The following is a 13,884-nucleotide window of genomic DNA, read 5'->3' as shown; positions in this document are numbered from 1 at the left end:
TTCCGATGACAGGTTTCACGGGGCGGTGGTCCATCGCCTTGCCGGGCGCGTTCAACGTTGCACGGCGAAGGCGACCTGGTCGCGGTTCCACCGCATCACGATGGGCAGGCGGCGGCCGATGCCGAAGGCCTTGGCACTGACGCGCAGGCCCGGCGGGGCCTGTCGCCGTTTGTATTCGTTGCGGTCCACCATGCGCAGGATCTGGTGCACGAAGGCGGGTTCGTGGCCCGTAGCGGCGACGATGGCGTCGAGGTCGAGACGCTGTTCGATGTAGAGGCGGAGGATCTCGTCGAGGACGGGGTAGGGGGGCAGCGAATCCGTGTCGAGCTGGCCGGGGCGCAGTTCGGCCGAGGGAGGCTTGCGGATCGTGTTTTCCGGGATCACCGTCCGTCCGGCCCGTTCGTTGATGTGGTGGGCCAGCGCATACACCTGGGTCTTGAACACGTCGGCCAGGACGGCCAGGCCCCCGCTCATGTCGCCGTAGAGCGTGGCGTAGCCCACCGAGAGCTCGCTCTTGTTGCCGGTGGAGAGGACCAGGTAGTTGAACTTGTTCGAGAGGGCCATGAGCGTGGTGCCCCGCACCCGCGCCTGGATGTTTTCCTCCGCGATGCCGGGCTCGGTGCCCCGGAAGGCGTCTTCGAGCATCCTGCCGAAGGCCTCCACGGCCGGATGGATGGGGATCACCCGGCAGGGGATGCCCAGGTTCTCGGCCAGGGCGAGCGAGTCGTCCACGGATCCTTTCGAGGAGAAGGCCGAAGGCATCGTCACGCTGGTGACCCGGTCCGGGCCGAGGGCCTCCACGGCCAGGGCACACGTCACGGCCGAGTCGATACCGCCCGAGAGGCTGACGATGGCCTTCGTGAACGCCCGCGTCTTTTCGAAGTAGTCGCGGATGCCCATGGTGAGGGCGTCGTGCAGGTCGGCCAGGTCGTCGTGGCGCAGGGAGCAGGGGCCGGTGCGGGTTTCGGTGTCCCAGAGGAGGAGTGCTTCCCGGAACGACGGGGCACAGACGAGCCGGGTGCCGTCGGCGGCGTGCACGCGGCTGTCCCCGTCGAAGAGCACCTCGGTGTTGGCGCCCACCTGGTTGACGAGCACGAACGGGACGCCGTGCTCGCGGCAGATGCCCTCGATGACGGCGTTGCGCAGGGCGTGTTTGCCCTGTGAGAACGGGGAGGCGCTGATGTTGACGAAAAGGTCGAGGTCCTGCGCGGCGAGCTCGTCGATCGGGTTGACGTCGTAGAGGTGGTAGTCCGCGTATTCCTCGTTATTCCACATGTCCTCGCAGATGTGGAGGCCCAGCCGGAGCCCGCGCCAGGCGACCGCCTGACGCCCGGGTGCCGGTTCGAAGTACCGGTATTCGTCGAAGACGTCGTAGGTGGGCAGGAGCGTCTTGTGGATGCACGCGACCGTCTCGCCGTTTTCGAGGAGGAGGGCCGCGTTGAAGAGCCGCTTCCCGACCCGGTGGGGATTGGGAACGGGGGCGCCGACGATCAGGCCCGTCTCCGGCGGGGCCTCCCGGGCGATCCAGGAGACGGCCTGCTGCGCGGCCTCGATAAAATAGACGTTCTCGAGCAGATCGAGCGGCGGGTAGCCGGTGACGCAGAGTTCGGGAAAAACGACGAGGTCGGCGCCCTCACGACGGGCCCGGCGGGCAAAGTCGATGATCTTACGGCTGTTGCCCGGCAGGTCGCCGACGGTCGGGTTGATCTGGGCCAGCGCGATCTTCATGAGGTGGGTGCAACGGAAGCGGAAACGGGCCGGATGCACAGACGAACGAGCAGGTCCCGGGCGGCGTTCCGGATTTTTTTCCGGTGATCCGGGAAAAGAATGCAGGTCCGGCCGGGGGACCGGGAGGGTGCGGTGGGCTCGGGGAGGGGCCGGGGGCGGGGGAAGGAAGCCGGACGGGTCTCCTCGGCGGTACGGAGGCGGGATCGAGAGAACGGCCCGGGTTTTGTTAAGCGCCTCTCCGCGGCATGTGCCGGCCGCACGATGTAGACGTTTTTCGTGGAGATCATGGATTCATACCGCAGGCCCGGGCGGTCGCCCCGGGGATGGGGCACCGGCGTGGTTTTCCTCGCGGGGGTGTTGCTGCTGGGGGGAGTCCGCCGGTCGGAGGCCCAGGGACTCGATCCCGCGCTGTCGCTCTCCCAGTATACCCACGACGTGTGGACGGTGGACGACGGGTTGCCCCAGAACTCCATCAACGCCATCGTGCAGACCCGTGACGGCTACCTCTGGTTCGGTACCTACGAGGGCCTGGTGCGCTTCGACGGGGTGCGGTTCACCGTCTTCGACAAGCGCAACACACCGGCTTTTCTGGATCACGTCGTCTACGCCCTGCTGGAGGGGCGGGACGGCACGCTCTGGATCGGCACGCAGGCCGGCGGGCTCATCGCCTACCGGGACGGCGTCTTCCAGACCTATACCACGGCGGACGGGCTCGGGCGCAACTTCGTCACCTCCCTGGCTGAGGACCCGGAGGGAAACCTGTGGATCGGCCTGCAGAACGGCGGGCTGACTCGCTTTCGGGACGGCGTCTTCACCTCCATCATCCCGCCGGACCTGCCGCCCAACGTCAGTATCCTCGGCCTGCTGGTGGACCGCCGGGGCACGCTCTGGATCGGCACCAACGGCGGCGGTCTCCTCCGCTACCGCGAGGGACGCTTCACAGCCTACACGACCGAAGACGGCCTCGCGAGCAACATTGTGCGGGGATTGTATGAGGACCGGGCCGGGCGCCTGTGGATCGGCACGCGCGGCGGCGGCCTGGTCTACCTGGAGGACGGCACCTTCCACACCCTGACGACCCGGCACGGCCTCCCGCACGACCACGTCAACACGATCTTTGAGGACCGCCGGGGCACGCTCTGGATCGGCACCGACGGCAGCGGGCTCGTTCGCTACCGCGAGGGACGTTTCGAAACCGCCTCCCTCTCCGGCCGGGCCGCCGGCGAAGTCGTGTGGGCCATCCAGGAAGACCGGGAGGGCAGCCTCTGGGTGGGAACCTTCGGAGGCGGGCTCCATCGCTTCAAGAACAGCCGCTTCCTCGTCTATGGTGTGCCGGAAGGACTCTCCTACGACCCCGTGCGGGCGATCATCGAGGCGCAGGACGGCAGCCTGTGGATCGGTACGATGGCCGGCCTCAACCGGATCAAGGACGGGGTCGTCCGGACCTACACCACCGCCGACGGTTTGCCGAACCATGCCGTCTGGGCCCTCTGGGAAGGCCGGGACGGCACGCTCTGGATCGGGACGCGGCGGGGCGGGCTCGCCCGTCTCAAGGACGGCCGCTTTACGTCCTACACCACCGCCGATGGCCTCGGCAACGACTTCGTGCGCACCATCTTCGAAGCCTCCGACGGCACGCTCTGGGTCGGCACCGACGGCGGCGGCCTGCAGGCCCTGCGCGACGGGCGGTTCGTCGCCCGGTATACCACGGCCGACGGGCTCGGAAGCAACGTCGTCTGGGTGATCCGGGAGGACCCGGGCGGCACGCTCTGGATCGGCACCCGGGGCGGCGGGCTCAGCCGCTTCAAGGACGGCCGCTTCAACACGTACACCCCCGAAGACGGCCTCGCCGACGTCTTCGTCACCGCGCTCCACCTGGACGACGAGGGGGCGCTCTGGATCGGCAGCTACGGCAAAGGGCTCACCCGCCTCAAAGACGGGCGCTTCTCGGTCGTCACCTCGCAAGACGGCCTCTTCGACGACGTCATCCATCAGATCCTCGAAGACGACCGGGGACGCCTCTGGATGAGCAGCAACCGGGGCATCTTCTCGGTGCCGAAGGCCGAACTCGACGCGTTCTTCGAGGGACGCCTGGGGGCGGTCTCGTCCACCGTCTACGGCCGGGAGGACGGGCTGCGCAGCCAGGAGGGCAACAGCGCCTCGCCGGCCGGCTGGCAGACACGGGACGGCCGGCTCTGGTTCGCCACCATGCGCGGTGCCGCCGGCATCCACCCGGACGGCGACCAGGCCAACCCCCTTCCGCCTCCCGTGATCATTGAAAAGGTGCGCGTTGGCGACACCGAAACCCCGGTACGCGGCGAGCCCGTCGTGGTGCCCCCGGGTGAAACCAAGATCGAGGTCCACTACACGGCGCTGAGCTTTCTCTTCCCCGAAAAAGTGCGGTTCAAATACCGGCTCGAACGGTTTGACCGGGACTGGGTGGATGCCGGCGGGCGACGCGTCGCCTATTACACGAATCTCCCGCCGGGGACCTATCGCTTCCGGGTCGTCGCGGCCAACGAGCAGGGGGTATGGAGCGAGCGCGAGGCCGTGCTTGCGATCGAGCTGAAACCCTTCTTTTTCCAGCAACCCTGGTTCTTCCTGCTGGTCGGGCTGGTGGCGGCCGCCGGGGTGCTGGGGGCCGTACGATACCGGATGCGGCGTTTCCGGCAGCGCGAGCTCGCCCTTGAACGGGCCGTGCGCCGGCGCACCCTGGAGCTTCGGCAGAAGGCGAACGAGCTGGAGCAGACCGTGCGCGACCTCGAACGGGCCAGGGCAAAAGCCGAGTCGGCCGCGCAGGCCAAGAGCGAGTTCCTGGCCAACATGAGTCACGAGATCCGCACGCCCATGAACGGCATCATCGGCATGAGCAGCCTGTTGCTGGACATGGAGTTGACCGACGAGCAGGCCGAATGCGTCGAGACGATCCGTTCCTGCGGGGAGAGCCTGCTCACCCTGATCAACGAAATCCTGGACTTCTCCAAGCTCGAGGCCGGGCAGGTGGAGCTCGAGGTGCACCCGTTCAGCCTGACGGCCTGCCTGGAGTCGGCCATGGACGTGGTGGCCGTGCGGGCCTGTCACAAAGGGCTCGAGCTGGTGCTCCACGTCGATCCCGACGTGCCCGGAACCATCAACGGAGACGACACGCGCCTGCGCCAGATCCTCGTCAACCTCCTCTCGAACGCCGTCAAGTTTACGGATGCGGGGGAGGTGGTGGTGACGGTCGGTCTGTGGAAAGGGGAGGAGGAACCCCCGGAGGCGCCCGGCCGGCTGTTCCACGTCGCCGTGCGGGATACCGGCATCGGCATCCCGGCCGACCGCATGGATCGCCTGTTCAAGGCCTTCTCGCAGGTCGACGCCTCGACCACGCGCAAGTATGGCGGGACGGGGCTGGGACTGGCGATCTGCAAGCGCCTCTGTGCACGGATGGGCGGGCGCATCTGGGGCGAGAGTGAAGAAGGCCGGGGCAGCACGTTTCACTTCACCTTCCGCGCCGAGCCCGTCGAAGCGACGGACGAGCAGCGAGGAGCGGCCGGAGACACCCTGTTCCAGGGGCGGCGCGTGCTGCTGGTGGAGGACCATACGGCTGCGCGGGAGAGCCTGGCCGCGGTGCTGCGCACCTGGGGGCTGGTGGTGCATCCGGCGGCTTCGGGCAAGGCGGCGCTCAAGGCCATCAGCGCCGAGCCGGCTTTCGACGCGCTCGTGCTGGATCTGAACCTGCCCGACCTCGACGCGCACGCCTTCCTCCGGGTCGTGCGGGTGCATCCGAAGGGGCACCGGCTACCCCTGGTGCTGCTGAACGACATCTGCCGGCGGGTCGACGTCCGGGAGGTCGAACAGGCCTATTCGATCAGCAAGCCTGTCCGGCGGTCCGATCTCCACGATGCGCTGGCGATGGCCTTCGACGCGGCCGGGCCGACCCGGCGCCGCGCCGGCCGTCGTGCCGAGTTCGACCCGGAGATGGGCCGCCGGTTGCCGCTGCGCATCCTGCTGGCCGAGGACAACGTGGTCAACCAGCGCGTGACGCTGCGCCTGCTCGAGCGCCTCGGCTACCGCGCCGACGTGGCCGCCAACGGGCAGGAGGTGCTCGAGGCCGTCCGGAAGGTGGACTACGACGTGGTCCTGATGGATGTGCAGATGCCCGAGATGAACGGGCTGGAAGCCACCCGGCAACTGCGGGCCATGAAGGGCGCCCGGACCGATCTCCGCATCGTCGCACTGACGGCCAACGCGATGGAAGAGGACCGGAAAAAATGCCTGGACGCCGGCATGGACGACTTCCTCACCAAGCCGGTTCAGCTGGCGGGGCTGGTGGCCGTGCTCGAGCAGGCCGCCCGGGAACTCGAGCGGGCAGGTTGAAGCAGGCGCGGATCCAGGAGGCCCCGCCGGGCGTAGGCTCCAGACATGCCGGGACGGCCTCGGAGCCGGCGTGCCGGGTCGAGCGGTCCGGGGGCTTCGCGGTCGCCCGTCGTCGCGGTGTGTGCCGTTTCTCTTCTCCGACCCAGCCCCCCTGCACCATGACCCGCCTGCTTGCCCTTCTGCCGCTGCTTTTCGCCCTCACCGGCTCGAACCCCCTCCCGCCGCCGGAGACGGTGACGGCCTTCGTGGGCGTCCACGTCGTGCCCATGGACAGCGAGCGCGTGCTCGAGAACCAGACTGTGCTGGTGCGCGGCACCCGCATCGTCGCCGTCGGGGAGGCCGGAGCCGTCAGGGTGCCGGCGGATGCGGTGCGCATCGACGGACAGGGCCGGTATCTCATGCCCGGCCTGGCCGAAATGCACGGGCACCTGCTGCCGCCCGGCGCCGACCCCGCCGACGTCGAGAACCTCCTGTTTCTCTACCTGGCCAACGGCATCACGACCGTGCGGGTGATGCTCGGCTTCGAGAACTCGCTCGAACTGCGGGCAAAAACCAGCCGGGGTGAGCTCCTCGGGCCGACGTTCTACATGGCCGGACCGGGTTTCAGCGGCAGCACCATCAACTCGCCCGAGGAGGCCGAAGCCCGGGTGCGCAGCCAGAAGGCCGCGGGCTGGGATCTGCTCAAGGTCTTTCCGGGCCTCACCCGCGAAGAGTACGACGCGATGGCCCGTACGGCCCACGAGGTCGGTATCCGGTTCGCCGGCCACGTCCCGGCCGACGTCGGGCTGCGCCACGCCCTCGAAATGGGACAGGACACCTTCGACCACCTCGACGGCTACGTCGAGTACCTGGGCGGCGACCGGGGTGAGATCGATGACGCGCAGCTTGCCGAGGTCGTGCGCCTCACCCGCGAGGCCGGTGCCTGGGTGGTGCCGACGATGGCCCTCTGGGAATACCTCTTCGGCGTGGTCGAGCCGGAGACGCTGCAGGCCTATCCGGAGCTGCAATACATGCCGCCTGGCCAGGTCGAGGCCTGGGTGGAGAACTACCGCCGTCGCCTGGCGAGCCCGGACCGGGATGCGGCGGCGGCACAGCGCGTCATACGCAACCGGATGCGCATCCTGCGCGCCCTGCATGAGGGCGGTGCCGGCATCCTCATGGGCACCGATTCCCCGCAGCTCTTCAGCGTGCCCGGCTTTTCCCTGCACCGCGAGCTCGAACGCATGACGGCGGCCGGCATGACGCCCTACGACGTGCTCCGCACCGGCACGTACAACGTCGGGGCGTACTTCAACGGCAAAGACACGTTCGGTACGGTGGCCGTCGGGCGCCGCGCCGACCTGATCCTGCTCGAGGGCAACCCCCTTGAAAGCCTCGACCACCTCAGGCGCCCCGCCGGCGTGATGGTGCGCGGTACCTGGCTGCCCCGCGAAACCATCCAGGAACGGCTGGCACGGATCGCCGCCGCCTATGCCCGGTAGTTTCAGGTGTGGACGTGGGGAGGCGGGGGAGAGGGCGGCGGTCCGTGTCTTTGAGACCGCCGTCATGAAGGGAAACCCGTTATAGCCGCACCCCTGACGGGGTGCCTCGCCGCCGGCAGGCCCGGGCCGAAGCCCGCGGCTACGTGGTACGGGCCGCTATCCCGCTCCCCACCTCACCCTTAAATCGTAAATCTGTCACGCGGCCGAAGGTGAACGCCGTGCTCTCGTCGAAGTCCATACGCGGCTGGTGCTGGCTCTGGGTGGGGCTGGCGTTCGCGTCGGGGGGGGCGGGGCGGGCACACGGGCAGCAGGCCTCGGCCTCCGTGCCAGCTGCCGGAGCCGTGTGGGTTCTTCATGCCGGGGAGGAGGTATGGCCGTGGCCGCTGGCCGAGACGCCGCCGCTCGACAGCCTGGACGCGGTGACGGCACGGGTGCTGGGACATCTCCGCCGTGACGGCCACTACTTCGCCGACCTCGACACGGTACGGGTGGATACGACGACCCACCCGCCGGCGGTGCACGTGCATGTCCGCCCGGGCCCCCGGGTCGTCGTGGGACGGGTGCGGCTCCTCGGCATGACCGTGTTCGACTCGCTCGACGTGCGCGACCGGATGGACACGCGCCCCGGTCGCCCGCTCGACCCGGCCCGCCTCGAAGCCGACCTGCAGGTGATCCTCCGGCGCTACGAAGCCGAGGGCTTCCCGCTGGCCCAGATTCACGTTCGGGAGGTGACCCTGTTGCCCGGCGACCCGCCCCGGCTGGGACTGACGCTCCAGGTCGATGAGGGCAAGACGCTCGTGCTCGACCGGGTGGAACTGCCGGGCGCCGAGCGTACCCGGCCCGGTTATGCGGCGCGGGTGGCCGGCGTCGCGCCCGGTGCCCCGCTGGTGGCCTACGACCCCGAACTCATACGGCAACGGCTGCTCGAGACGGGCTTCTTCGAAGAGGTGGGCCCGCCGGAGCTCGTCATGGAGCCCGGCGGTCAGATGGTGCTTCGCCTGCCCGTGAAAGAGGCGGCACCGGGGGCGTTCGACCTCGTGCTTGGCTACCTGCCCGCCACGGGCACGGGCGGGCGCGGTAGCCTCGTCGGCAACGGGCACTTGCTCCTGCGCAACCTCTTCGGCGCCGGACGGGTGCTCTCGCTCCGGCTCAACCGCCTGCCGGGACAGGTCAGCAGCGTCGACGTGCGGATGGCCGATCCCTTCCTCTTCGGGCTGCCGTTCAGCGGCGAAGGGCGCTTCGAAGGATTGCAACAAGACTCCACCTACGGCAAGCAGCGGTACCAGCTCGAACTCGGCTACCGCTTCGGTGCCGGGCTGACGGCCTTCGTCACCGTCAGCCGGGAGAACACCAGCCCGGGGCAGGCGGGCCTGCGGTTGCGTGACGGGCGCCAGCGCATTCCCCGTGCGGAAGCCCTCTTTGCCGGCTTCGGCGTGCGGTTCCAGCGGGTCGACCGGCCCGTCAACCCGCGGCGGGGGCTCGTCGTGGAGACCAACTTCGAACGGGGGCGGAAGCAACGCACCGCCACGGTGTTGACGGCCGAAGGCGATACCACGCGCGAGGGTACCTCGCTCCGCCAGGAGCGCCTCCGGCTGCACACCCGCTTCTACTTGCCGACGTTCCGGCGCCAGGTGCTCGCCTTCGGAGGCGAGGCGGCCGTGCTCGTCAGCAACCGCTTCGACGAGAGTGACCTGTTCCGCTTCGGCGGGGCCACCTCGCTCCGGGGATACGACGAGGAACGCTTCCGGGGGCGCTTCGTGGCCCGCACGTTCGTCGAATACCGTTATCAGATCGACCGGCTCTCCTATGCCTACCTGTTCTTCGACCTGGGCTACGTCGACACGCCGGCCGTGATCGGGCTGGCGGCCTCGCGGGGGGTTCATCCCGGGTACGGGCTCGGCATCCAGTTCAGCACCGCGCTCGGGCTCGTCAACGCCAGCTATGCGATCAACAGCGAGGACGGTCCCACCGACGGGCGTGTGCACGTCGGCCTCTCGTTCGGCTTATAGCGCGGCCAGCCGGCGGGCGGTTCGTTCCAGCACTTCGATGGCCGTGTCGATGTCCTCGCGGTGGGTGCGGAAGCCGACGGCGGCCATGCGCAGCCAGAACTGCCCGTTCAGGCGGGTGGAGCTGACGAAGATGCGGCCGTCCCGGCGCAGGGCTTCGGCCAGGCGTTCATTGAAGGCGTCGGCGTCGCCGCGCGGCGGCACGTACCGGTAGATGACCACCGACAGGTCCGGCGCCGGCCCCACCTCGAAGCCGTCGACGGACCGCATCCGCTCGTGGAAATACCGCGCCAGCAGCAGTTTCTCGGCCAGGGCGGCCCGGAACGGCGCCAGCCCGACGACCTGCAGCGGCAGCCACAGCCGCAGCCCGCGGAAGTGCTTCGTCAGCTCCGGTGAGAGGTCGGCGGGGGAGAGCTCCGTTTCATCCCCGCCGTCGGCGTACGTGTCCTGCAGGTAGTCTGCCTCGGCGGCATGGGCCGCATGGAGCTTCTGGCCGTCGCGGACGAGGAGGGCTCCCGTGCCGTAGGGCAGGAAGAGCGTCTTGTGCGGGTCCATCACGAGCGAGTCCGAGCGGTTCATGCCGCGAAGGAGGGCGGCTCCGTCTTCGCAGAGGGCGAAGAAGCCGCCGTAGGCCGCGTCGATGTGGTACCAGAGCCCGTGCGCGGCGGCGATCTGGCCGATGGTGTCGAGCGGGTCCACGGAGCCAGTGTTCGTGGTGCCTGCCGAGGCGATGACCATCCACGGCGCCAGCCCGGCGCGCCGGTCGGCCTCGATGGCCCGTTCGAGGGCGGCGGCGTCCATGCGGTAGCGGGTGTCCACGGGGATGCGGCGCCGTGCGAGCCGTCGCAGCCCGGCCAGCCGGAGCGCCTTGTTCACGGAGTGGTGGACGTGTTCGGTGAAGTAGACGACGGCCCGGGCGATGGCGTCTCCTTCGAGCCCCCGGTCGTCGCGGGCGGTGACGATGGCCGTCAGGTTGGCGAGGCTACCGCCGGCAGCCAGGTAGCCCGCCGCCGTTTCCGGGTAGCCTGCCAGGCGGGCCATCCACCGGATGAGCAGGTTTTCGATGCGCACGGCGCCGGGTCCGGCAAAGAAGACGCCGGCATACCGGTTGGTGACGGCGGCGAGGAAGTCGCCCAGGGCCGCATGGAACAGCCCCCCGCCGGGGATATAGCCGAGAAACCGGCCGGAGGTGGGGTTGATGCCCACCGTGTCGACGTGCTGGCGCAGGAGTTCGAGGGCGGCGTCGAGGCCGATGCCTTCCTCCGGGATGGGGGTCTCCCGCAGGGCCCGGCCGTTGTCGGGCCGGTCGAAGTAGGCCGGTTGGTCGGGCAGGCTTTCGAGGTAGCGGTCGGCGTAGGCGAAGACGGCCTTCATGAGCCGTGCCCGCTCGCGTGCGTCCGGGTCGAGCTGCCGGGCGGCGGTTTCCAGGGCGTCGAGGTCGATCGTTTCCGGTTTCAAGATGTGGGTCGGCGCGTTCGTGTTTCGGGTTTCGGAGGGGCCTGCGGCCGGAGCAACGCTTCGCCTTCGATCACGCGCACCGTCTGGTTGGTCTCGATGCCGGCAAAGCGGTCCACGTGGCCGCCGGGCCAGTAGACGACGAGCGAGTCGACGCGGGTCGCGTTGCCGAGGCCGAACGTGGCGGTTTTCTCGAAGGTCGAGAGGAAGCCGGCGTTGCGCCGGACCCGTCGTACCTGCCGCTGGCCGCCGGCGAGGATCTCGATGCGGGCGCCGAGGCCGTCCCGGTTGCTCACGCGGCCCTCGAGGTCGACGCGGAGCCAGTGCCGGGGGGCGTCGAGGTCATTGCGCCAGAGGTGGGCCGGTCCGGCGTTTTCGGTCAGGAGTACGTCCAGGTCGCCGTCGCGGTCGATGTCGGCCGTGGCGGCGGCGCGGGCCACCAGGGGGCGGGTCATCACACCGCCCAGTTCCGGGGCGATGTCGGTGAAGGTACCGTTGCCGTCGTTGAGGAAGAGGTGGGGGGGCTGGCGAAAGCGGATCTGGTCCGAGACGCGCTCGATGTGCGGTTGCACGTGCCCGTTGGCGGCGAAGAGGTCGAGGTCGCCGTCGAGGTCTGCGTCGAAGAGGAAGACGCTGAAGGTGAGGGTGAGGAGGCTGGTACGGCCGATCTGGGAGGCGGCGGCCCGGTCGAGGAAGACGCCGTGGCCGAGGTGGCGGTAGACGCTGATCATCTCGTTGGAGAAGTTGCCCACGAAAAGGGTTTCCTCGCCCGAGGGGTCCACGACGCCGGCGTCGATGCCCATGCCGGCCCGTGCCCGGCCCTGCTCGTCGAAGGCGATGCCGCTGGCGACGCCGGTTTCGGTGAAGGTGCCGTCCCCGTTGTTCCGGTAGAGCTGGTCGGGGTCGGTATCGTTGGCGAAGGCGAGGTCGGGCCAGCCGTCGCGGTTGAAGTCCAGGTCGATGACACCGAGCGTTTTGCCGGTGGCGGTGTCGAAGCCGGCGGCCGCGGTGCGGTCTTCGAAGGTGCCGTCCCCCCGGTTGTGGTAGAAGCGTCCCGGCACGCCTTCATAGAGTTCGGGGGTACAATAGCCCTTGTTTTCCCCGTCCTGCGAGCAGAAGAGGTCGGTTTCGGGGGACCATTTCACGTAGCCGGCGACGTAGAGGTCGAGGTGGCCGTCGCGGTCGGCGTCGAAGAAGAGGGCGGCGGTGCTCCAGGTGGGGTCGTGGGGGAGGCCGGCGGAGCGGGTCACGTCGGTGAAGACGCCGCCGTCGTTGCGGAGCAGGTGATCGGGGCCGAGGGTGGTGAAGAAGAGGTCGTCGTCGCCGTCGTTGTCGTAGTCGGCCACGGCCAGGCCCATGCCGTAGCCGGGGAGGTCGTCGGGGAGGGTCCCCGCGGGGGCGAGGGTGAAGGTGCCGTCGCCGTTGTTGAGGTAGAGCCAGAGCTTGCGGACGGCGCGGTCCTCCTCGGGCGTCCAGGCGCCGCCGCCGACGAGGACGATGTCCGGGTGGCCGTCTCCGTTGGCGTCGAGGAAGCCGCCGCCCGAGCCCATGGTTTCGGGAAACCAGGTGTCGCCGCGGGCGCCGTTCTCGTGGCGGAAGTCGCCGAGGCCGGCTGCGGTGGTGAGGTCGGTAAAGGCGGGACGGGCGGCCGGGGCGGTGGCCGGGGGGCGGGAGGGTTCCGAAGAACCCGGGGCACCGCATCCGGCGCCGCCGGCGGCCAGGAACACCGCCGCCAGCAGCAACGCCGGCGCCGGAGACCTCCGGCAGCGGCGGGTCGAAGTCGATCGTGCCGGCATGGGATCGCTGGGTGGGATGGGACGGGCGTCTTCTGACGCCATCGCACCGGTCTCCGGTTCCGGCATGCCGTGGCCCGGCATCGTCCCGGCCGTTTTCTTTCCGCGGCGGTCCGCGGGGGACGATCCCTTTCGCCTCTGGCATTCGTTTTCTACCTTGACGCTCTCCCGGCGACGTGCACATCAAGGGCCTTCCCGTCATGAAGCTTGCACTTTTTCGTCATCTCTGGGGCATCGACCTTGGACTGGAGGAGGCTTTTCCCCGGATCAAGGCGGCCGGCTACGACGGCGTCGAGGCCGCGTTGCCCCCGGTGAACCGGCGCTCCCACTTCAAGGACCTGCTGGCGGCGTATGAGCTGCAGTTCATCCCGGTGCTTTTCACCCGGGGCCGGACCGTCGCCGAGCACATCACTTCGTTCTGGCGGCAGCTCGAGGCCGCCCTGAAGGACTTCGAACCCGTGGTCATCACCAGCCGCGACGGGGTCGATGCGTGGACGGAGGAGCAGAGCATCCGGTATTTCCAGGATGTACTGAGCATCGAGGCCAACCACGGCGTGCGTGTGGCCCACGAGACGCAGCGGGGGCGCATCCTCTTTCATCCGTGGATCACGGGCCGGCTGATCGAGCGTTTCGAGGGGCTCATGCTCTGCGGCGACTTCAGTCACTGGGTGTGTGTCTGCGAGCGCTTGCTGGAAGATCAGGCCCCCCTGCTGGAGCGGTGTGCGGCGCGGACGCTGCACCTGCATGCCCGTGTCGGGTACGCCCAGGGGCCGCAGGTGCCCGACCCCCGGCTGCCCCGCTACCGGGATGCCCTGGCGGCCCACGAACACTGGTGGGATCGGGTCTGGGATGCCCAGGAGCGCCAGGGCCTGGCCACGACCACGCTGACGCCCGAGTTCGGCCCGCCACCGTATCTGCACATCCACCCGCAGACCGGGGAACCCCTGGCCGACCTGTGGGAGGTCTGCGACTGGATGGCCCGGCGACAGGCCGACCGTTTCGCCGCACGAGCCTGAAGCTTATATTGGGCCTGCCTCAACCGATTCCAGACACGAACAAGCA

Annotated in this window: 7 protein-coding genes; 4 read left to right on the top strand and 3 right to left on the bottom strand. The window is 69.2% G+C overall.

Annotated elements, in window-relative coordinates:
• Positions 1–51: 51 nt before the first annotated feature.
• The gene (locus tag GQ464_RS05290; RefSeq protein WP_166979832.1) at positions 52–1,728 is read right to left on the bottom strand and encodes an NAD+ synthase; all 1,677 of its coding nucleotides are present in this window, start codon (positions 1,726–1,728) and stop codon (positions 52–54) included.
• Between the two features lie 285 nt (positions 1,729–2,013).
• Between GQ464_RS05290 and GQ464_RS05285 the strand changes: the two genes are divergently transcribed.
• The 3 genes from GQ464_RS05285 (at position 2,014) to GQ464_RS05275 (ending at position 9,577) form a co-directional block, all read left to right on the top strand.
• Positions 2,014–6,087 (top strand): hybrid sensor histidine kinase/response regulator, encoded by a 4,074-nt coding sequence (locus GQ464_RS05285; protein WP_228350623.1) that lies wholly within the window; start codon positions 2,014–2,016, stop codon positions 6,085–6,087.
• Positions 6,088–6,245: 158 nt separating this feature from the next.
• Positions 6,246–7,568 (top strand): amidohydrolase family protein, encoded by a 1,323-nt coding sequence (locus GQ464_RS05280; RefSeq protein WP_166979828.1) that lies wholly within the window; start codon positions 6,246–6,248, stop codon positions 7,566–7,568.
• A 209-nt stretch (positions 7,569–7,777) separates the two neighbouring features.
• The gene (locus GQ464_RS05275; protein ID WP_228350622.1) at positions 7,778–9,577 is read left to right on the top strand and encodes a BamA/OMP85 family outer membrane protein; all 1,800 of its coding nucleotides are present in this window, start codon (positions 7,778–7,780) and stop codon (positions 9,575–9,577) included.
• Here the strand turns inward: GQ464_RS05275 and GQ464_RS05270 are convergent.
• Entirely contained in the window at positions 9,572–11,032 is a 1,461-nt protein-coding gene (locus tag GQ464_RS05270; RefSeq protein ID WP_228350621.1) for a pyridoxal phosphate-dependent decarboxylase family protein, read from the bottom strand. The genes GQ464_RS05275 and GQ464_RS05270 overlap by 6 nt on opposite strands.
• Positions 11,029–12,825 (bottom strand): CRTAC1 family protein, encoded by a 1,797-nt coding sequence (locus GQ464_RS05265; RefSeq protein ID WP_166979826.1) that lies wholly within the window; start codon positions 12,823–12,825, stop codon positions 11,029–11,031. The genes GQ464_RS05270 and GQ464_RS05265 overlap by 4 nt, the downstream gene beginning before the upstream one ends.
• A gap of 197 nt (positions 12,826–13,022) precedes the next feature.
• Between GQ464_RS05265 and GQ464_RS05260 the strand changes: the two genes are divergently transcribed.
• Positions 13,023–13,838 (top strand): sugar phosphate isomerase/epimerase family protein, encoded by an 816-nt coding sequence (locus GQ464_RS05260; RefSeq protein ID WP_166979824.1) that lies wholly within the window; start codon positions 13,023–13,025, stop codon positions 13,836–13,838.
• Positions 13,839–13,884 lie beyond the last annotated feature (46 nt).

The sequence above is a fragment of the Rhodocaloribacter litoris genome, assembly GCF_011682235.2.
Lineage (GTDB): Bacteria > Bacteroidota > Rhodothermia > Rhodothermales > ISCAR-4553 > Rhodocaloribacter > Rhodocaloribacter litoris.
Note: the sequence above shows the minus strand (reverse complement) of the source record. Positions and strands in the feature narration are given on the sequence as shown.